Genomic DNA, 21529 nt, shown 5'->3' with positions numbered 1-21529 from the left:
CGCTGTCATAGCTCGGTAGTCCACGGGCCCTTTCGCTTCGTGGCCTCGATCGACGAGCAACGAAACACGAACCCATGGAAGTCCGCATGCAACGCAGCAGCCGCCGCACGGTGTCCCGGCGCAATCCGCCGAACGCGTCCTCTTCTTCGTCCCCCGCATTCGCGCAGGTCCGGCTCACGCCGCTGGTGCGTGCCATCGCGCTGCTGCTGGCCGGGGGCGCTGTATTCGACGGCGCGCAGGCGCAGCAGGCGTTCAGCGGTGCCTGGATGGCGCAGAAGAACATGGCGCAGAACACCGCACTGGCCACGGGCCGCCTGCCCAACGGCATGCCCGCGGCGCTGCTCGCCGGACCGCAGGCGCAGCAGCAGCGCGCGAACGAGCAGCTGCAGCAATCCATCGGCAACCTGAACCTGGCGGCGCGCGCCATCGCGGCGCAGCAGTCGGCCCAGGCCGCGGCCCGCGCGGCTGCGCAGAACAATCCGTCGGTGCCCGACGGCCTGGCCGAAGGCGGCCTGAAGGTCGACACGAATTCGCTCACCGCCGGCTGGCACAACGCGCGCCCGCTGACGGGCGATTCGCAGAAGAACGTCGATGGCCGCACCGTGGTCACGGTCGCGCAGACGGCCGACAAGGCGATCCTCAACTGGGAGACCTTCAACGTCGGCCGTAATACCACCGTGAAGTTCGACCAGCAGGCCAGCTGGTCGGTGCTCAACCGCGTGAACGACCCGAAGGCGCGGCCCTCGCAGATCCAGGGCCAGATCCAGGCCGACGGCACGGTGATGGTCGTGAACCGCAACGGCATCGTGTTCAGCGGCAGCAGCCAGGTCGACACGCGCAACCTCGTGGCCGCGGCCGTGGGCATGAGCGACGCGCAGTTCAGGAAGGGCCTGTACAGCGAAACGCGCGGCAGCAGCCAGGTGCCGGTGCTGGCCAACGACCTCGTGCTCAACGCCACCGGCGCCACGCACGGCGCGGCCACCGCCGACGTGGTGGTGGAGCCCGGCGCGCGCATCGCCACGCGCCGGCCTACCAGCGTGACCGAGGGCGGCGGCTACGTGCTGCTGGCCGGCCGCGAGGCGCACAACCACGGCAGCATCACCACCCCCGGCGGCCAGGCCGTGCTGGCGGCGGGCGATGCCTTCGTGATCCGCAAGGGCATGAGCACCGACGGCAACAGCGATTCGAGCACCCGCGGCAACGAGGTCGATCCGCTGCGCCTGGCCGGCAGCGCCGCCGGCCGCGTGCGCAACACCGGCCTGATCGCCGCCTCGACGGGCGACGTGACCCTGGTCGGCAAGACGGTGGAGCAGCAGGGCGTGCTGCTGTCCAGCACCTCGGTCAACACGCGCGGCACCATCCACCTGAAGGCGCAGGGCGATGCCGCCGAGGCGCGCGTCACGCTGGCGCCGCAGAGCGTCAGCGCGATCGTGCTGGAGAACGACGGCGCGACCGCGCTCGACGTGCAACGCGACACCCTGCTGAAGGACTCGATGCGCCCGAGCGACGGCGGCTATAACCGCCGCGACCAGTCGCTGGTGAAGATCGACTCGGCCGGCGACATCGACTTCGAGGGCGATTCGCTCACCCTGGCCACCGGCGGCCAGGTGCAGGCGCGCGCCGAGCACCGCACCCGCCTGGCGCGCGGCGCCACCATCGACGTGGCCGGCGCGGTCGGCGTCAGCGTGGCGATGGCGTCCAACAACGTCAAGATCAAGGTGCAGGGCAACGAGCAGCGCGATGCGCCGCTCAACCGCGACGGCAAGCGCCTCAACAGCATCGACATGTGGATCGACCGGCGCGACCTGGTGCGCGTGGCCCCCGGCGTGAACGGCTACGCCGGCGAGCGCTGGTACACCGGCGGCGGGCTGCTGGAAGTCGGCGGCTACCTGAACACCGACGGCCACACCATCGGCGAATGGGCCTCGGTGGGCGGCACGGTGGGCTTCGCTGGCGGCGAACTGGTCACGCAGCGCGGCTCGGCCATCAACGTGGCTGGCGGCACGCTCAACGTGCAGACAGGCATGCTGCAGCAGAGCTGGCTCAAGGACGCCGACGGGCGCCTGTACAACCTCTCGAACGCGCCGGCCGACATCGCCTACGCCGGCCTGTACCGCGGCTTCGAGGACGAGCACGCGCGCTGGGGCAAGAACACCACCGCCTACTTCTACAACCCGCTGATCGGGCCGCGTCAGCGGCTGGAGAGCGGCTACACCGTCGGCCGCGATGCCGGCCAGGTGCTGGTCGGCACCCGCGCCGCGGTGCTCGACGGCGACATCGACGCCACCGTGTTCCAGGGCGAGCGCCAGCAGCGCAAGCGCGACGCGGGGCTCGACGGCTACCGCCAGCTGCAGACGGCCGCCCCGCTGGCCGGGCGCCTGCTCATCGGCGGCATCGCGCCGATCTACGACACCGCCACCGGTCTTCTGCGCGACAACCCCACGGCGCAGGTCGACCGCGTGACGATCGCCGACGCGCCCAGCACGCTGGCCGATGCGCTGGCCGCCGGCGACGCGCTGCCGAAGGACCTGCGGGGCCACCTGCGGATCGACAGCGGCTGGCTGCAGCGCCAGGGCCTGGGCGGCTTCACCGCCTACGCCAACGACACCGTGGCGGTGAAGTCCGCCATCACCGTCGCCCCGGGTGGCGTCATCGCCCTGCATGCGCCCACGGTGGCGGTGGATGCGGACCTGGTCGCGCGCGGCGGCAGCATCGTTCTGGGCGACCTGGTCAGCCGCTTCACCAGCGCCAGCGGCGGCAGCTGGGTCGAGCTCTCCATCGCCGACATGCTGCCGGCCGGCTACCGGCCGCGCGTGGCGGTGGCCGAGGGCGTGCGCCTGGATGCACGCGGGCTGTGGAGCAACATCGCGCAATCGCCCGAGCGCATCGAGGGCCTGCCCTACGTGGACGGCGGACAGGTGACGGTGCGCGGCACCGGTGACATCACGCTCGGCGCGCGCAGCCTGATCGACGTGTCGGGCGGTGCCGCCCTGATGGCCGGCAACGAACTGCGCGGCGGCCGCGGCGGCGACGTGACGCTGATGTCGGCCCAGCCCGGCAAGGACGGCGTGAGCGCGGGCGCGCTGCACATGGACGGCGAGCTGCGCGGCTACGGCGTGAAGGGCGGCGGCAAGCTGACGCTGGCCAACGGCACGGCGATCAGCATTGGCGAATTGCCCGCCGGCGGCAACGGCGTGCTGGCCGCCGGCCGCAGCAGCAGCGTGCTCCTGCGGCTGGCCGGCGACTACGTGATCGCGGCCGGCAGCATGATTCCGATGGATTTCTCCGTCACGGTGTCGCGCGCGCTCCCGGGCGTGGCGCTCAAGGAGACGGTGATGCCCGACGTCTCCAGCACGCGCACCGTCGTCACCGCCGCCGACTGGGTGTTGCCGGCCAACACCATGGTGCAACTGGCCAACGAGACCATCTACGAGCCGGGCGACAAGGTGCCGGCCGGCAGCGTGCTGGTGGCCATCACCGAACTGAGCAAGGGCTACGTGATTCCCAGGGATGTGTTCCCCGAGGGCGTGCCGGTCCCGGCCAAGACCACCTCGTACAAGGGCGGCACCGTGGCCGCGGCCGAGACGGTGATGCCGGCCGGCACGCCGATCGCCGCCGGCAAGTCGCTGCCGCGCGAGGTCGCGGTGCAGCCGATGCTGACCCTGGACCCTGGCCTGTTCCGCAGCGGCTTCGCGCAGTACACCGTGCGCGGCCAGGACGGCCTGACCGTGGCCGACGGCATGCAGGTGAACGTGCACATGCCGGTGCAGCGCTTCGATCCCACCGTCGGCAGGCTGTTGCCCACCGGGGCCGACCCGTCGGCCGCGCTGCAGCTGTGGACACCGCCGCTCTACCAGGACGACCCGGTCAAGCAGAAGCTCACGCAGCGTGCCGGCGCCGACCTGACGCTGGAAGGCGGCACGCTCTACCAGCGCGCGCCGCTGACGGTGGGCGAGGGCGCCCAGGTCGTGCTCGACCCGGGCCGCACGCTCACGCTGCGCGGCAACGACCAGATCACGCTCGAGGGCACGCTCTCGGCCTGGAGTGGGCGCGTCTCGCTGCTGCCGGGCGACTACCGCTCGGGCAGCGACACCAACCTGCCCGACGGCATGCCCAATGCGCGCTCGTTCTGGATCGGCGGGCAGGCGCTGATCGACGTCGCGGCTCGCCCGGTGGTCGCCACGGATGTGCTGGGTCGCCGCTACGGGCAACTGACCAACGGGGGCACCATCGAGATCGGCGGGCGCCATGTGCTCGATGCCACGCAGGTGGACGCGGCCGATGCCTTCGTGGTGCTGCGCCCGGGCGCGCGGCTGGATGCCTCGGGCACTTCGGCCACGCTGGACCTGCCGGGCCGCGGCGCGACCGAGGCCGCCAGCCACGGCGGCACCATCGCGCTCAGTTCCTACCGTGGCCTGTTCCTCGACGGCAGCATGCGCGCCGCCGCGGGCGGTGCCGGTGCGGCCGGCGGCACGCTGGCGGTGAACCTGGACACGCCCGCCTACGGCCCGGTGGAGCGCTACAGCCTGAAGGGCGCCAAGGTCGACGACGCTGTGCGCGTGCCGCGCGAGCTGCTGCTGGCGCAGGTGCAGGGCAGGAGCGGGGTGGGCGAGGCCGCCGACCTGCGCCCGGGCGAAGAACACCGCGCGCTGTCCTACGGCACGGCCCGCATCGGCGTCGACCGCATCCACGACGGCGGCTTCGACAACCTCTCGCTGCTGGCCCACGGCATGCTGTCCTTCGACGGCAACGTGGACCTGTCGCTGGGCCAGAGCCTGCGCCTGACCACCACCGCGCTGGCGCTGGCGGACAAGACCCCGCCCGACGTGCGCGTGGCCCTGGCCGCGCCCTACATCCGTGTGGCCGGCAGCACGCGCAAGCAGCCCGATGACTACATCGTGCCCAACCCGGTGCTGGGCTCGCGCAACAGCGGGGACGGCGCCGGCACGCTGGGCGTGCCGCTGGTGTCAGGCGGCAGTTCGCTGCGCATGGACGCGCAGCTGATCGACCTGTCGGGCATGGTGCAGATGGGCGTGCGCGGCACCATCGTGCGCAACGTGCCGAAAGACCTGGAGGTCGAGCGCTACGCCTTCGACCAGTCGGTGCTGCGCAGCAGCGGCGACCTGCGCTTTTCCGACAACGCCAAGTTCCATGTGCCCGGCGACCTCACGCTGGCGGCGGCGCAAATCTACCCGGCCACCGGCGACAGCGGACTGGTGCAGGTGGGCATGCACAACTACATCGACAAATGGGGCGCGCGCCAGTCCGAGATGGACATGACCCGGCGGCTGGTGATCGAGCGCGTGGGCGATACGCCGGCGATGCCGCAGTCGGTCTTCGGCACCATGACCTTCCGGGCCGCCAACATCGACCAGCGCGGCGTGCTGCGCGCGCCGCTGGGCAGCATCACGCTGGGCGACACCCGCGGTAATACCGCCGCCACCTCGGTGCAGCTGCATTCGGGCAGCCTGACCTCGGTCAGCGCCGACGGGCTGCGGATACCCTATGGCGGCACGCAGGACGGGCTGAGCTATCTGTTCAACGGCAAGGACGTGGTCTACGGTGGCGTCGGCGAGGGTCCCAGCATCAGGCTGGCTGCCCACTCGATGGACGTGCATGAGGGCGCGGTGCTCGACATGTCGGGCGGCGGCACGCTGACCGGGGCCGCCTTCCTGGCCGGCCGTGGCGGCTCCACCGATGCGCGCATGTTCCCGTTGATGCAGGTGGGCGCGCAGCGCAAGGGCTTCGCGCTGCCGGGCCTGGCGACCAACCCGGTCTATGCCATCGTGCCGGGCGTGCAGCCGCTGGCGGCACCGCTCAAGGGCGAGAAGGGCGCGAGCGATGCCGCGATCGGCCGCCAGATCACCATCGGCACCGGCGTGCCCGGCCTGCCGCCGGGCACCTACACGCTGATGCCCTCCACCTACGCGCTGATGCCCGGTGCCTTCCGCGTCGAGCTCAACGGGCTGGCCGCGCAGGTCGGCGCCCCTGGCAGCGCCACGGCCATGCGCAACGGCTCCTACACCGCGCCCGCGCAACTGGGCGTGGCCGGCACCGGCATCCGCGACGCGTTGCCGCTGCAGGCGGTGTTCACGCCGGGCGACGTGCTGCGCACCTACTCGCAGTACAACGAGACCAGCTACGCCGACTTCGCCGTGGCGCAGGCGATGCGCGACGGCCTGCCGCGCCCGGTGCTGGAGCGCGACGCCAAGGCGCTGCGCTTCGAGTTCGGCGAAAGGGGCACGCCGGGCTCGGTGCCCGGCGCGCGGGCGCTTCGCTTTGCCGGCACCACGCGCTACGGCACGCAAGGCGATGGCATGGGCGGCACGGCGGTGGTGCTCGGCGGCTGGCGACGCTCCGTCGAGGTGCTGCCCGAGGGCGCCGCGCCCACGCCGGGTTTCGAGGGCGCTTCGCTGTACGACCGCGACCTCAATGCCATCGGCGCCGCGCAGCTGGGCATCGGCGGCGTGCCGATGGGCAAGCTCACGCTCGGCTTCAGCGCCGCCGCCCCGGGCATCGTGCTGCGCAGCGGCGCGGTGCTGCGCGCGGGCGAGGTGTTCCTGGTCACCGACCGCCGCGACAACGGCATCACCATCGAAGCCGGCGCCGGCATCGACGCGCTGGGCCGCGGCCCGGCGGCCTGGGATTCGCGCCGCGGCTACATCTACGACCCGGGCACGCGCAGCGTGCTGGCGGTGTCCAACGGCTGGATCGAGATCCTGCCGCCGGGCGTCTCTGCTGGCGGCGAGAGCGGCCCCGGCCGCATCGACATCGGCGTGTGCCCCGGCACCGGCAGCTGCAGCGCCGGCGCGCGGCTGTATTCCGAGGGCACCATCACCGCCGCCACCGACCAGTCCTTCACGCTGGGCGAGAACTCGCGCTACGGCACCCGCAACCTGGTGCTGGCGCTGGGCGGCATCAACATCGGCAGCGAACGCACGCTGGCCGATGCCGCGGCGCGCGGCGCGCTGACGCCGGGCCTGACGTTGAACCAGCAGGTGCTCGATCGCCTGCTGCGCGGCGACACCAGCACCGGCGCGCCGGCGCTGGAGAACCTGATGTTCACCGTGCGCGACGCGGTCAACTTCCACGGCACGGCGCAGCTGTCGACCATCGACCCCGCGACCGGCAAGTCGCCGATCGAGCGCCTGGTGCTGACCACGCCCGCCATCTACGGCTGGGGCGGTGCCGATGACGTGGCGCGCATCCAGACCGACGTGCTGGTGTGGGGCGGCACCATCACGCCGCCCGGCGTGGTGGCTGCCAATGGCGCAGGCACCGGTAGCGGCCGGCTGCAGATCGACGCCCGGCGCATCGAGCTGGGCGAGGCCAACGGCAAGCGCGGCGACACCGTGCACGACATGGACCGGCTGGCACTGGGCTTCGGCGAAGTGCGGCTCAACGCCAGCGAGCAGGTCAGCGCGCGCAGCAAGGGATCGCTGTCGGTCTACCAGTCCCAGGGGGCCTGGGACGAGTCCGCCAAGGGCTACGTGCGCACCGGCGGCACGCTGCGCATCGACACGCCGCTGTTGACCGGCGAGGCCGGCTCGGTGATGCGCTACAAGGCCGGCGGCGACGTGCGGGTGACCGCGCCCGAGGGCACGAAGCCCGGCACCCTGGGCGATGCCGAGGCGAAACGCGCGCTCGGCGCCGAGATCGCCATCGACGGCCGCAGCGTGACGCTCGACACCGCCGTGGTGTTGCCCAGCGGCAAGCTGACGCTGCGCGCGGACGGCGACGTGCAGCTGCAGGACGGCGCGCGGCTGGACCTGGCCGGCCGGCGGCTGAACTTCTTCGACGTCGACAAGTACAGCTGGGGGGGCGACGTGGCGCTGGAAAGCCGCAAGGGCAACGTGCGCGTGGCGGAAGGCGCGCGGATCGACTTCTCGGCGCAGAACAACCGCGCCGGCCGGCTGGCCGTCACCGCGCTCGATGCCGGTGCCGGCGGCGTCGAGCTGCTGGGCCGCCTGCGTGGCGGCAGCAGCGGCGAGTACGACGCCGGCGGCACGCTGGTGCCCTACGCGGGCGGGCGCATCGATGTGCGCGCGCAGCGCATCGCCGACTTCACCGGCCTGAACCACCGCCTCACCGACGCCGGCGTGCTGGGCGAGCGCAGCTTCCAGATCAAGCAGGGCGATCTGGTGGTGGGCGACGAGCTGAAGGCGCGCGAGATCAACCTCTCGGTCGATGGTGGCCACCTCACCGTGGCAGGCAAGGTGGACGCCGGCGGCGTGCAGGTCGGCAGCATCCGGCTGGCGGCGCGCGACGGCGTGACCATCGCGGGCGGCGCGCTGCTCGACGCGCACGGCTCGCGCCTGCGGGTGGACAGCTACGGCCAGGCCATCGAGGCGCCCAACCGCGCCACCATCGAGATCGACAGCGGCACGGGTCGGCTGGTGCTGGAGGACGGCGCGCGCATGGACCTGCGCGCCGGCACCGACGGCACGCCGCGCGCCTTCGGCACGGTGGAGCTGAACGCGCCGCGACTGGGCGGCAGGCGCGGCGGCGACATCGACATCGACGCCAGCGGCACGCAGCGCATCGCGGGCGCGCGCACGATCAATGTCAACGGCTTCTTCCAGTACGACGACGCGCCCCAGGGCACCGACCTCGACGTCAGCGGCCGGCCCTACCAGCGCATCGACCAGGCCTACTTGAACGCCAAGCACGACGACAGCGTGGCCTTCATGCGCAACGTGCTGGCCAACGGCGACCTGGTCAACCGGCGCCTGGGCGGCCTGCGCGCCTACGCCGACGCCTTCCACCTGCGCCCCGGCGTGCAGATCATCAGCAGGACGCCCGACGGCGACCTGCAGATCGAGGGCGACCTCGACCTCTCGGGCTTCCGCTACGACAGCCTCAATGCGCGCACGCAGCGCACCGCCGTCTACGGCTCGGGCGAGGCCGGCGCGCTGGCGGTGCGCGCGGGCGGCAACCTGAAGATCTACGGCAGCGTCAACGACGGCTTCGACACCTCGGCGTTGCCGGCGACCCGCGACGACGATGGCTGGGTGCTGCTCAAGGGCCGCGTGCCCTTCGGCGGCGACGTGGTGGTGCCGCGCGGCGGTGCCGTCGCGCTGGCCGAGGACACCTTCCTGCAGCCCGGGCGCGCGCTCAACTTCGATGCGCCGCTCAAGCCCATGAGCCTGGCCGCCGGCACCGTGCTGGCGGTGCGCGCGGTACTGACCGGGGACTACACGCTGCCCGCGGGCACCGTGCTCGGCGGTGCGGTGCGCGACGCCGCCGGCAACGTGATCCAGCCGGCCGGCAGCGTGCTGGCCCAGCCGCTCAAGCTCAGCGCCAGGATGCAGCTCGATGCGGGCATGCGCCTGCCGGGCGCGGCCAAGGTCGGCCAGATGCTGTGGCCCGCCGGCGTGCCGCTGCCCTTCCCCGACGGCGCCGTGATGGACATCAACCAGCCGCCCTTCTACCGCTACAACGGCCCGGTGCTGGCGCGCGAGGTGCCGCTGCAGCGCGGCGCCATCATCCCGGCCGAGACCATCGTCAAGCTGCCCGGCGGCGTGGCGTCGGTCAAGCTGCGCCTGGCCGATGCCGACGGCAACCAGGGCCGCAACTTCGCCATCGCGCCGATGCTGGCCGAGGGCTCGCAGTCGTGGTCGATGCGCCTGGTGGCCGGCGCCGACACACAGGCCGCCGACAGCCGCGCGCTGCAGCCGCGCGGGCCGCAGCGCGATCTGCGGCTGGCCGACACGCACTACGGCAACGCCTTCACGAAGGAGCTGGTTTCCGGCGGCAAGGTCTGGGCCTGGAACCAGTTGGCCGAGGACGAAGGCTATGGCGGGAAGGGCGTGATCCTCACGCCGGGCGAAGTGTCCTGGGGCATGTGCGACTACGGCTACTGCGACCTGGTCTCCGAGACGCCCGAGGTCTGGAACTACAAGTCCTACCCGGTGCGCCAGCCGCTGTTCAGCGTGCTGCGCACCGGCACCGGCGACCTCGATCTGCTGGCCGGCAACGACTTCACGCAGAACTCGCCCTACGGCATCTACACCGCCGGCACGCGCGCCGCGGCACGCGCCGACGACGCCGACTTCAACCGCCCACGCGCCAAGGGGAGCGACGGGAACAACGTGCTCAACGGCGCCTACGAGGTCTTCGAGAAGTTCGTCGACAGCGACAGCCTGTACCGCGCCTGGTACCCCGACCACGGCGGCAACCTGCGAGTGCGCGTGCAGGGCGATGCGCGCGGCGACACCATCGGTGCTCGGGGCAGCCTGCGTCGCACCACCGACGAACTGGGTGTGTTCCGCGTGCAGTACCCCAGCGCGATGCTGGGCAACTGGGTCTGGCGCCAGGGCACCGGCAGCGTGGTGCCGGGCCCCGAGGGCGTGCCCACCGCCTGGTGGATCAATTTCGGCAGCTACGTCGCGGGCAGCGACACCTCGATGTACGACCTCGGCGGCCAATGGCCCTTCCTGGTCGGCTTCGTCGGCATCGGCACGCTGGGCGGCGGCAACCTGGTGTTCGAGACCGGCGGCAACGCCGGGATGATGGAGCAGATGGGCGACTTCAGCGGCACCTACGTGGCGCGCAGCCAGGGCCTGCACCTGGCGGTGGGCAGCACCGGCCGCGTGACGCGCTCGGGCGAGCTGCTGCTGACCGGCGGCGGCGACCTGGACGTGCGCATCGGCGGCACCCTGAACCCGTCGCCCGAGGTGCGCGGACTGCCTTCCAGCACCACGTGGCAGGCCAACAACCCGTTGAGCCATCACCGCACGATGATGGACCTCAACGGCGTCTTCGCCAACCTGCGCGGCGCGCTGCGGCTGGAAAGCGGCGCGGTGGGCGGCATCAAGCTGGGCTACGAGGTCGCCAACCTGAACAACGCGTGGGCGACCGACTCCTACATCGCCACCTCGGGCCTCGCCACTGGCGGGCCGGTGCTGATTCCCGGTGATGCGGGCGTGCGGCTCGACGCGCGCGGCGACCTGGTGCTCGGCGGCGTGGCCGATCCGGGGCGCGTGCCCACGCTCACCGGCGGCACGCCCTTCAGTGCCAACGGCAAGCAGTACCAGGGCGACGGCTGGACCTGGTTCTCGCTGTGGACGCCATCCACCGCGATCGACCTTGCCAGCGCCGGCGGCAACCTCACGCCCACGCTGGGCTGGGCCGACCCGAGCTACCGCACCAACCACCAGGCCACCGACGGCCGCTTCGTCTACCCGGCGGTGCTGCGCGCCCTGGCGGCCAGCGGCAGCCTGTACTACGGCGACGCGAGCCGGGGCTGGATGGACAGCAGCGGCGGCCCCTCGGGCTGGAGCCTGACGCTGGCGCCGTCGCCGACCGGACCGCAGTACGCGGTGCAGCGCACCGCGCAGCTCGAGCTGCTGGCGCGCGACTCGATCTACGGCGGGGGCTACACCATCACGCCCTCGGGCGCCGACCCGTCGCGGCTGGTGGATCCGTTCCAGCCCGGCTTCATCGCGCTGGGCAACCCGATCTGGTACGGCCGAGAGATCATCCACAACTCGGCCGCCGACGCGCTGCTGGCCTCCGTCACCGTGGGCGGACAGAACTCGTCGCTGCGTTTTCCGCTGTTCACGCTCACCTCGCCCAGCGCGGCCGACGTGGCGCCGATGGGTCAGCCGCCGTCGCGCTTCTACGCGGTGGACGGCGACATCGTGGGCCTGCGCACCGGCTCCATGATCTACCGCGGCGGCGGCACCGGCGCGCCGACCTCGTTCGGCATCTGGTACGAGGGCGGCGGCCCGGTGGCGATCCGCGCCGGGCGCGACATCGTCGATGCCGGCACCGCGCTGGGCCAGGTCGACAACGTGCCGGCCGAAGCCACGGGCTGGCATGGACGCACCGTCAACGGCAAGCCGGAGTGGGCACCTGAGCCGCAGCAGTTGCTCGGCGGCTCGGCGCGCGGCAACCTGATCGTGCACCGCCATGCCGACGATGTGTCGGTGGTGGAGGCCGGCCGCGACATCCGCACCAGCAGCTTCCACATCGCAGGCCCCGGCGAGTTGGCACTCAGCGCCGGGCGCGACCTGTACATGGCCGACAAGGGCGAGCTCAAGAGCCTGGGCGCCATCGTCAACGTGAAGCCGGGCGACCGCAGCAGCGGCGCTGGCATCTCGGTGGCGGTGGGCGTGGGCCGCGACGGGCCGGACTGGGACGGCTTCGCCGCGCGCTACCTCGATCCCAAGCGCCGCGCCGAAAGCGGCCGCCCCTTCGCGGACCAGCCCGGCACGGCGCTGTACAGCTACGGCGGCGAGCTGACGCTGGCAGGCTGGCTGTCGCAGCAGTTCGGCTACGGCGGCGAGGAGGCCGGCGCCGATGCCTACCTGAAGCGCAAGCAAGCCGAGATCGATGGCCAACGCAGCGAAGGCGGCGGCAACCAGCGCCGCGACCTGGCACGCGAGTTCGGCCTGGCCAAGGGCCTGCACCTGGTGAACTGGCTGCGCGAGCGCTTCAGCGGCAGCAACAGCCAGGGCCGGCATTTCGATGCCGCGACCATGGACGCGCGCACCTTCTTCGCTGGACTGCCGCCCGAGCAGCAGCAGGTCTACCTGCGCAACGTGTACTACGCCGAACTGCGGGCCGGTGGACGCGAGTACAACGACGAGGGCGGCCCGCGCCGGGGCAGCTACCTGCGCGGCCGCGAGGCCATCGCCACGCTGTTCCCCACGCACGGTGCCGACGGCAGCGCGCGCCACCATCAGGGCGACCTGACCATGTTCAGCAGCGCCAACTACTACCTGAGCAGTTCGGACTCGTTCACCAAGCGGCCGCAAGCCGGCAAGAGCTACCTGCGGCGCGACGCCTGGATCGCCGCCGGCCGGCCCAGCGACATCGGCGTGTACGACGCGCTCGATGCCGGTATCCACACCAACTTCGGCGGCGATGTGAACATCCTCGTGCCCGGCGGGCGCACGCTGGTCGGGGTGGACGGGGGCTTCGTGCCGGGCGAGGGCTCGGGCGTGCTCACGCAGGGCGCGGGCGAGGTGCAGATCTATTCGCTGGGCAGCATCCTGCTGGGCCAGAGCCGCATCTTCACCACCTTCGGCGGCGGCATCCTGGCCTGGTCGGCGCAGGGCGACATCAATGCCGGCCGCGGCGCGAGATCGACCGTGGTCTACACGCCGCAGCGGCGCGTGTATGACGACGCCGGCAACGTCAGCCTGTCGCCGACCACGCCCAACACCGGCGCGGGTATTGCCACGCTGAACCCGATTCCCGAAGTGCCGCCGGGCGACATCGACCTGATCGCGCCGCTGGGCACCATCGATGCGGGCGAAGCGGGCATCCGCGTGTCGGGCAACGTGAATCTGGCGGCGCTGCGCGTGCTCAACGCCGACAACATCCAGGTGCAGGGCAAGTCGACCGGCGTTCCGGTGGTGGCGGCGGTGAACGTGGGCGCGCTGACCAACGCCAGCGCGGCCGCATCGCAGGCCGCGACCGCCGCGCAGGACGCGGTGCAACGCGAGCGCGCGGCGCAGCGCCAGGCGCTGCCCTCGGTGTTCACCGTGCGCGTACTCGGCTTCGGCAATGAGCCTGCGGGCGGGGAGGGCGGCGCCGGTGCAGGCCGCGAGCGCAGCGGCGGCGCCTACGACCCCAAGGGCGTGGTGCAGGTGCTCGGCGCGGGCGCGCTCACCACCGCGCAGATGCAGTCGCTCACGCCGGGCGAGCAGCGGGGGCTGAAACAGTGAGCTGTTGAACTTTCGCGCGAATTTGCGTGCAGGCCCCGGTGCGAAGGCGCCGGGGCAGTTCCGCACGCGATTTCTCGCGCTGCTGGCGAGCCTGGGTCATGGGGCTTCCAGGGCAGACGCCGAGTGCCGGGTACGGAGGCACTGACAAAGTGCCGGCATGGGATGCCAGGGGCCGAGACGGCTTGAGGCAAAGAAAAACCCGCTGCGCCTGGGAGGCGAGCGGGTTTTTTTGATGTGGGGTGAGACGGTGTCTCGTGGTGCCCGGGGCCGGAATCGAACCGGCACACCTTTCGGTGGGGGATTTTGAGTCCCCTGCGTCTACCAATTTCACCACCCGGGCACATCCGGAAGGAAGCCCAAAATTATGGCACAGTGGCTGGCATGAATTATCCGACGATCGAAGATGCCATCGGCAAAACCCCCCTGGTGGCGCTGCAGCGCATCGATGCGGCAGAGAACGCCAAGCGTGGCAACGTGATTCTCGGCAAGCTCGAAGGCAACAATCCCGCGGGTTCGGTGAAAGACCGGCCCGCGCTTTCGATGATCAAACGGGCGGAAGAGCGGGGCGAGATCAAGCCCGGCGACACCCTGATCGAGGCCACGTCCGGCAACACCGGCATCGCGCTGGCGATGGCTGCGGCCGTCAAGGGCTACCGCATGGTGCTGATCATGCCGGAGGACCTTTCCGTCGAGCGCGCCCAGACCATGAAGGCCTTCGGCGCCGAACTCGTGCTCACGCCCAAGAGCGGCGGCATGGAATACGCCCGCGACCTGGCCGAGCAGATGGTGGCGCAGGGCAAGGGCCGGGTGCTCGACCAGTTCGCCAACCCCGACAACCCGCGCATCCACTACGAAACCACCGGCCCCGAGATCTGGGCCGATACCAAGGGCAAGATCACGCATTTCGTGAGCGCCATGGGCACCACGGGCACCATCACCGGCGTCTCGCGCTTCCTGAAGGAAAAGAACCCGGCGGTGCGCATCATCGGCGCGCAGCCGGCCGAAGGCTCGCGCATTCCCGGCATCCGCAAGTGGCCGGCCGAGTACCTGCCCAAGATCTACGACCCGAGCCGCGTCGACGAAGAAATCAGCGTGAGCCAGGACAACGCCGAAGAAATGTGCCGTCGCCTGGCGCGCGAAGAAGGCATCTTCGGTGGCATTTCGGCCGCCGGTGCGCTGTGGGCCGCGCTCGAAGTGGCGAAAAAGGTCGAGAACGCAACCATCGTCTTCGTGGTGTGCGACCGCGGCGACCGGTACTTGTCGACCGGCGTGTTCCCCGCGTGATCCGCTGACAACAAAACCCGCTGCGGCGCCCTCCCATGGGCGCTGCAAGCCCCCAGAAAAAGAACAGAGACCCCACATGCCCCATCCCAAGTTTTGCCAGGTCTGTGCCACGCCGCTGGAGTGGATCGCGTTGATGGAAGACGGCGGCCCCAAGGAGCGCCTGCGCTGCCCGAACTGTGGCCACACCCACTGGAACAACCCGACGCCGGTGCTGGCCGGCATCGTCGAGTACCGCGGCCAGGTGCTGCTGGCCCGCAATGCCGCCTGGCCCGGCAAGATGTACGCGCTGATCACCGGCTTCATGGAAGCCGGCGAGACGCCCGAAGAGGGCATTGCGCGCGAGGTGAAGGAAGAAACGAACCTCGAGGTCAGTGCCACGAAGCTCGTCGGTGCCTACGATTTCCAGCGCATGAACCAGATCATCATCGCCTACCACGTGGTGGCCGATGGCGATGTGAAGCTGTCACCCGAGCTGGTCGACTACCGCCTCTACGACCTGCCGGACCTGCGCTGCTGGCCTGCGGGCACCGGCTATGCGCTGGCCGACTGGCTGCGCACGCGCGGACACGAGCCCGTGTTCTTCACCGCCGCCGAGAACGAAGAGCGCCGCCGGGGCCTCAATCTGCCGCCCGAGGAGCCGAAGCGTGGAAGTTGATCGCGAAATCGACACGCGAGGGCTGAACTGCCCGCTGCCCATCCTCAAGGCGAAGAAGTCGCTCAACGACATGGCGAGCGGACAGCTGCTGAAGGTGGTGTCGACCGATCCGGGGTCGGTGCGCGACTTTCAGGCCTTTGCGCGCCAGACGGGCAATGAGCTGATGGCGCAGGAGACGGTGGGGAGCGACTTCGTTCATGTGCTGAAGAGGCGCTGAATTTCCGGGGTGGATGGTGAGGCCGCTGGCCCCCATCCCTGCCTTCCCCCAGAGGGGGAAGGAGAAAGACCAAGACCGAGGCCGTTACAGCTTCAGGCTCTTGAGATATTCGCGGAACTCGCTGCCCACTTCGGGGTGCGCCAGCGCCAGTTCCACGGTGGCCTGCAGAAAGCCTTCCTTGCTGCCGCAGTCGTAGCGGATGCCCTTGTAGGCATAGGCATAGACCGATTCCTTCTTCATCAGCGCCGCGATGCCGTCGGTCAGCTGGATCTCGCCGCCCGCGCCCTTGGGCTGGTTGCGGATCTCGTCGAACACGCCTGGCGTGAGGATGTAGCGGCCCGCCACGCCCAGGCGCGATGGCGCTTCTTCGGGCTTGGGCTTCTCGACCATGCGGTTGACCTTCACCAGGCCGTCTTCGACCGTCTCGCCGGCCACGATGCCGTAGCGCTTGACGTGCGCTTGCGGCACTTCCTGCACGGCCAGCAGCGATGCGCCAAGGCGCGCGAAAGCAGCCGTCATTTGCGCAAGCACCGGCTCGCCGCCATCGGGGCCGACCATCAGGTCGTCCGCCAGCAGCACGGCGAAGGGCTCGTTGCCCACCAGATGCTCGGCGCACAGCACCGCATGGCCCAGGCCCAGCATGCGCGGCTGGCGCACGTAAGAGCAGGTCATGTCGTCGGGCATCACCGAGCGTGCGATATTGAGCAATGCGCTCTTGCCGCTGGCTTCGAGCTGGCTTTCGAGCTCGTAGGCGGTGTCGTAGTGGTCTTCGATGGCGCGCTTGTTGCGGCCGGTCACGAAGATCATGTCGCGGATGCCGGCGGCGTACGCCTCTTCGACAGCGTACTGGATCAGCGGCTTGTCGACCACCGGCAGCATTTCCTTGGGCTGTGCCTTGGTGGCGGGCAAGAAGCGGGTGCCAAAGCCTGCAACCGGAAATACAGCCTTGCGGATACGTGTCGATGGTGTGGTGGACATGGGCAGTTCAGCGTCGGTTCGTTGAAAGTTGGGAGGTTGAATCAGAAAGCTGGAGCGGCAAGCAAGTGCCGAACCAGCATCCTAAACGCCCGATATTCGCCGCGTCTGTCAGCCGAGGCGCACAAGCTGGTCGCGCAGGCGCTCCAGCGTGGCGGTGAAGTCGGCCAGGCGCTTGCGCTCCTGCTCGATCACGGCCGGCGGTGCCTTGGCCACGAAGGCTTCGTTGCCGAGCTTGCCGTGCACCTTGGCGATCTCGCCCTCGATGCGCGCGATTTCCTTGCCGATGCGGGCACGCTCGGCCACCTTGTCGATTTCCATGTGCAGGCACAGGCGCGCCGCGCCCACCACCGCCACGGGCGCCGCTTCTGCAGCCGCTTGCCACGAGGCCTCGTCGTCGAAGACCTTCACTTCCTTCAGCTTGGCCAGTGCCTGCAGCACAGGCGCCGATTCGCGCAGGAAGGCCGCGCCTTCGGCATCGTCGGCCACCGCATAGAGCGGCAGGCGCACGGCGGGCGACACGTTCATCTCGCCGCGCAAGGTACGGCACGCATCGACCAGCGCCTTCAGCCGCGCCACATGCGCCTCGGCCGCTTCATCGATCTTCTCGGGCTGGCTCTTCGGATAGGCCGCGATCATGATCGACTCGCCTTCGCGGCCCGCGACCTTCGACACCTTCTGCCACAGCTCTTCCGTGATGAACGGGATCACCGGATGCGCCAGGCGCAGCAGCGTCTCGAGCACGCGGATCAGCGTGCGGCGCGTGGCGCGCTTTTGCGCATCGTCGCCGGTCTGGATCTGCACCTTGGCGATTTCCAGGTACCAGTCGCAGAACTCGTCCCAGGCGAACTGGTAGATCGCGTTGGCCACGTTGTCGAGGCGGTACTCCTCGAAGCCCTTGGCCACGTCGGCCTCGACGCGCTGCAGCTGCGACACGATCCAGTAGTCGGCACGGCTGAACTTCAGGTAGCCATGCGCCGGGCCGCCGACCTTGCATTCTTCCTTCGTGTGCTCCAGCAGGCCGCAGTCCTGCCCTTCGCAGTTCATCAGCACGAAGCGCGTGGCGTTCCACAGCTTGTTGCAGAAGTTGCGATAGCCCTCGCAGCGCTTCGAATCGAAGTTGATGCCGCGGCCCAGCGAGGCCAGCGACGCGAAGGTGAAACGCAGCGCGTCGGCGCCGAAGGCCGGAATGCCGTCCGGGAATTCCTTCTGCGTGTTCTTGCGCACCGTCGGCGCGGTCTCGGGCTTGCGCAGGCCCTGCACGCGCTTCTCGAGCAGTTCGGGCAGCTGGATGCCGTCGATCAGGTCGACCGGGTCCAGCACGTTGCCTTCGGACTTGCTCATCTTCTTGCCCTGCGCATCGCGCACCAGGCCGTGCATGTAGATGTCCTTGAACGGCACCTTGCCGGTGAAGTGCTTGGTCATCATGATCATCCGGGCGACCCAGAAGAAGATGATGTCGTAGCCCGTCACGAGCACTTGCGAGGGCAGGTACAGCTCGAGATCCTTCGTCTTTTCGGGCCAGCCCAGCGTGGAGAAGGGGAAGAGCGATGCCGAATACCAGGTGTCGAGCACGTCCTCGTCGCGCGTGAGCTTCTTGCCCGGTGCCTTGGCCTGCGCCGCGGCCTCGTCCTCGGCCACGTACACATTGCCTTCTTCGTCGTACCAGGCCGGGATCTGGTGGCCCCACCAGAGCTGGCGCGAGATGGTCCAGTCCTGGATGTTCTCCATCCAGTGGTTGTAGGTGTTGACCCAGTTCTCGGGCACGAAGCGCACCTCGCCCGACTTCACCACGTCGATGGCCTTCTGCGCGATCGACTGGCCGTCGGCACCGGGGCGCGTCATGGCCACGTACCACTGGTCGGTCAGCATCGGCTCGACGATGGCGCCCGAGCGCGCGCAGCGCGGCACCATCAGCCTGTGCTTCTTCACCTCGACCAGCAGGCCCAGCGCATCGAGGTCGGCCACGATGGCCTTGCGTGCCACGAAGCGGTCCATGCCGCGGTACTTCTCGGGCGCGTTGTCGTTGATGGTCGCGTCGAGCGTCAGGATGCCGATCACCTCGAGCTTGTGGCGCTGGCCGACCGCGTAGTCGTTGTAGTCGTGCGCGGGCGTGACCTTGACCACGCCGGTGCCGAAGGCCTTGTCGACGTACTCGTCCGCAATGATCGGGATCAGCCGGTCGACCAGCGGCAGCTTCACGCGCTGGCCGATCAGGTGCTTGTAGCGGTCGTCTTCGGGGTGGACCATCACGGCCGTGTCGCCGAGCATGGTCTCGGGCCGGGTGGTGGCCACGGTCAGCGTGCCGCTGCCGTCTTCCAGCGGGTAGGCGATGTGCCAGAGCGAGCCGTCTTCTTCCTCGCTCTCGACCTCGAGGTCGCTCACCGAGGTCTTGAGCACCGGGTCCCAGTTGCCCAGGCGCTTGCCGCGGTAGATCAGGCCTTCTTCATAGAGCTTCACGAAGGTGTGCATCACGACCTTGGAGAGGTCGTCGTCCATCGTGAAGTACTCGCGGCTCCAGTCCACCGTGTCGCCCATGCGGCGCATCTGGCGGGTGATGGTGTTGCCCGACTTCTCTTTCCACTCCCAGACGCGTTCCACGAAGTTCTTGCGGCCCAGGTCGTGGCGGCTGATCTTCTGCTCCTGCAGCTGGCGCTCCACCACGATCTGCGTCGCGATGCCCGCATGGTCGGTGCCCGGCAGCCACAGCGTGTTGTCGCCCTTCATGCGGTGGTAGCGCGTGAGGCTGTCCATGATCGTCTGGTTGAACGCATGGCCCATGTGCAGCGTGCCCGTCACGTTGGGGGGCGGCAGCTGGATCGCGAACGAATCGGCGCCTTCCTTGGGCTGCTGCGTGCCGCGGAAGCCCGCCTTGGCATAGCCGCGCTTCTCCCATTCCGGGCCCCAGTGCGCCTCGATGGCGGCGGGTTCGAACGATTTCGACAGGCTGTCGAGACCAGGTTGTGCGGGAGGGGTAGTGGGTTCGCTCATGGGGAATGCAAAACGGCACCCTCGGGTGCCGTTGGTGACAGAGGTGGGATTGCCGGGGATTTTACCGGCGCGGCTTTCGGGTACGGCTGCCACTGATAATTCTGGGATGCTCTTCCTGCTTTCCCCTGCAAAGTCACTCGACTACGACACCCCGGTTTCCTCCGAAATCCCCGCCACCCAACCCCACTTCGAAGCCCCGCGCGGCCCCTCGGCCGAACTGATCAAGCTGCTGCGCGAAAAGTCGCCCCAGCAGATCTCCGAACTGATGCACCTGTCGGACAAGCTTTCGGCGCTCAACGTGGCACGCTACGAAGCCTGGTCCAGCAAGAGCACCGAAAAGAACGCGCGCCAGGCGGCCTTCGCCTTCGACGGCGACGTTTACGGCGGCCTCGATGCCCGCACGCTCACCAAGGCGCAGCTCGACTGGGCGCAAGACCACGTCTGCATCCTCAGCGGCCTGTACGGCATCCTGCGTCCGCTCGACCGCCTGCAGCCCTACCGGCTCGAGATGGGCACCGCGCTGCCCAACCGCCACGGCAAGGACCTGTACGCCTTCTGGGGCTCGCGCATCGCCGAGCACCTCAACGAGCGCCTGGCGGCCGACCGCACGCCGGTCGTCATCAATGTCGCCTCGCAGGAATACTTCAAGTCGGTCGACCAGAAGGTGCTCAAGGCCCGCGTGGTCGAATGCGTGTTCCAGGAGTGGAAGGGCGACAAGTACAAGATCGTGAGCTTCTTCGCCAAGCGCGCCCGCGGCCTGCTGGCGCGCTGGGCCGTGCAGCACAAGGCGGCCACGCCCAAGGCACTGGAAAAATTCGACCTCGAAGGTTATGGTTTCGACGCTCAGGTGTCGACAGCCGAAAGGCTGGTGTTCAGGAGAAAAATCTGATGTCTCAACCGATCAGTCCGGAGTTGCGCGAATGGCTGGTTGCCCAGTTGGCGGCCGGTCATTCGGTGCCCGCACTGCGCGCGTCGATGCGCGCGGCCGGCTGGCACGATTCGGCCACTGACGTGGCGCTGGCCCAGCTCGAGGCCGGCTTTCCCGATGTCGAGGCGGCACTGGCCCCCGCGCGCACCGAGATGCCCGGCCCCGACCTCGACGGCGCGCCGCTCTACCTCGATGCCGGCGACCGCCGCGTGCAGGTGCTGCACACCCTGCGGCATCCGCGCGTGATCGTCTTCGGCAACCTGCTGTCGAGCGAGGAATGCGAAGGGCTGATCGCTGCCGCGCGCGTGCGCCTGGCGCGCTCGCTCACCGTCGAAACACGCACCGGCGGCGAGGTGCTCAACGTCGACCGCACCAGCGACGGCATGTTCTTCGAGCGCGGCGAAAACGAGATCGTCGCCCGCGTCGAGCAGCGCATCGCCATGCTGCTGCGCTGGCCGCTGGCCTACGGCGAGGGCCTGCAGATCCTGCGTTATGCGCCCGGTGCGCAGTACCGCCCGCACTACGACTACTTCGATCCCCACGAGCCCGGCACGCCCACCATCCTCAAGCGTGGCGGCCAGCGCGTGGCCACGCTCGTGATGTACCTGCAGGAGCCCGAGCAGGGCGGGGCCACCACCTTCCCCGACGTCGGCCTCGAAGTCGCGCCCGTGCGCGGCACCGGCGTGTTCTTCAGCTACGACCGCCCCGACCCCGTCACCCGCACCCTGCACGGCGGCGCGCCGGTGCTGGCGGGCGAGAAGTGGGTCGCCACCAAGTGGCTGCGCGAGCGCGAATTCAAGTAA

General features: G+C 69.8%; 8 protein-coding genes and 1 tRNA gene. 6 read left to right on the top strand and 3 right to left on the bottom strand.

From position 1 onward, the window contains the following. The first annotated feature begins 86 nt into the window (after positions 1-86). Positions 87-13676 carry a filamentous haemagglutinin family protein gene (locus BLQ28_RS24705; protein ID WP_176801220.1) on the top strand — a complete coding sequence of 4530 codons (13590 nt, stop codon included), beginning with the start codon at positions 87-89 and terminating at the stop codon, positions 13674-13676. Between the two features lie 255 nt (positions 13677-13931). Here the strand turns inward: BLQ28_RS24705 and BLQ28_RS24700 are convergent. Next, a tRNA-Leu gene (locus BLQ28_RS24700) sits at positions 13932-14016 on the bottom strand. A 41-nt stretch (positions 14017-14057) separates the two neighbouring features. Between BLQ28_RS24700 and cysM the strand changes: the two genes are divergently transcribed. The 3 genes from cysM to BLQ28_RS24685 all read left to right on the top strand — a co-directional run bounded on the left by cysM (position 14058) and on the right by BLQ28_RS24685 (position 15832). Further along, positions 14058-14960: a cysteine synthase CysM gene (gene cysM, locus BLQ28_RS24695; protein WP_093245830.1), complete on the top strand. Its 903-nt coding sequence runs from the start codon at positions 14058-14060 to the stop codon at positions 14958-14960. A gap of 76 nt (positions 14961-15036) precedes the next feature. Further along, positions 15037-15615 (top strand): NUDIX domain-containing protein, encoded by a 579-nt coding sequence (locus BLQ28_RS24690; RefSeq protein WP_093245827.1) that lies wholly within the window; start codon positions 15037-15039, stop codon positions 15613-15615. After that, on the top strand, positions 15605-15832 hold the full coding sequence (locus BLQ28_RS24685; RefSeq protein ID WP_093245824.1) for a sulfurtransferase TusA family protein: 228 nt from the start codon (positions 15605-15607) through the stop codon (positions 15830-15832). The genes BLQ28_RS24690 and BLQ28_RS24685 overlap by 11 nt, the downstream gene beginning before the upstream one ends. Before the next feature lie 84 nt (positions 15833-15916). On the opposite strand, the gene galU is transcribed toward BLQ28_RS24685, so the two are convergent. Then, positions 15917-16810, bottom strand: a complete 894-nt coding sequence (gene galU / locus BLQ28_RS24680) for a UTP--glucose-1-phosphate uridylyltransferase GalU (protein ID WP_093245822.1) — start codon at positions 16808-16810, stop codon at positions 15917-15919. 108 nt (positions 16811-16918) lie between these two features. Continuing rightward, positions 16919-19798 (bottom strand): valine--tRNA ligase, encoded by a 2880-nt coding sequence (locus tag BLQ28_RS24675; protein WP_093245820.1) that lies wholly within the window; start codon positions 19796-19798, stop codon positions 16919-16921. A gap of 106 nt (positions 19799-19904) precedes the next feature. On the opposite strand from BLQ28_RS24675, the gene yaaA reads away from it, so the two are divergent. Next, entirely contained in the window at positions 19905-20687 is a 783-nt protein-coding gene (yaaA, locus tag BLQ28_RS24670) for a peroxide stress protein YaaA (RefSeq protein ID WP_093245818.1), read from the top strand. Further along, positions 20687-21529 (top strand): 2OG-Fe(II) oxygenase, encoded by an 843-nt coding sequence (locus BLQ28_RS24665; protein ID WP_093245816.1) that lies wholly within the window; start codon positions 20687-20689, stop codon positions 21527-21529. The genes yaaA and BLQ28_RS24665 overlap by 1 nt, the downstream gene beginning before the upstream one ends.

Origin of the sequence: Variovorax sp. EL159 (assembly GCF_900100965.1) — a bacterium.
GTDB lineage: Bacteria > Pseudomonadota > Gammaproteobacteria > Burkholderiales > Burkholderiaceae_C > Variovorax.
This window is presented reverse-complemented; position numbering and strand designations above follow the sequence as displayed.

Bases quoted from the DNA above. Each gene is read 5' to 3' on its own strand.
- BLQ28_RS24705 (WP_176801220.1), top strand. From the start codon at position 87: ATGCAACGCAGCAGCCGCCGCACGGTGTCCCGGCGCAATCCGCCGAAC.
- cysM (WP_093245830.1), top strand. From the start codon at position 14,058: ATGAATTATCCGACGATCGAAGATGCCATCGGCAAAACCCCCCTGGTG.
- BLQ28_RS24690 (WP_093245827.1), top strand. From the start codon at position 15,037: ATGCCCCATCCCAAGTTTTGCCAGGTCTGTGCCACGCCGCTGGAGTGG.
- galU (WP_093245822.1), bottom strand. From the start codon at position 16,810: ATGTCCACCACACCATCGACACGTATCCGCAAGGCTGTATTTCCGGTT.
- BLQ28_RS24675 (WP_093245820.1), bottom strand. From the start codon at position 19,798: ATGAGCGAACCCACTACCCCTCCCGCACAACCTGGTCTCGACAGCCTG.
- yaaA (WP_093245818.1), top strand. From the start codon at position 19,905: ATGCTCTTCCTGCTTTCCCCTGCAAAGTCACTCGACTACGACACCCCG.
- BLQ28_RS24665 (WP_093245816.1), top strand. From the start codon at position 20,687: ATGTCTCAACCGATCAGTCCGGAGTTGCGCGAATGGCTGGTTGCCCAG.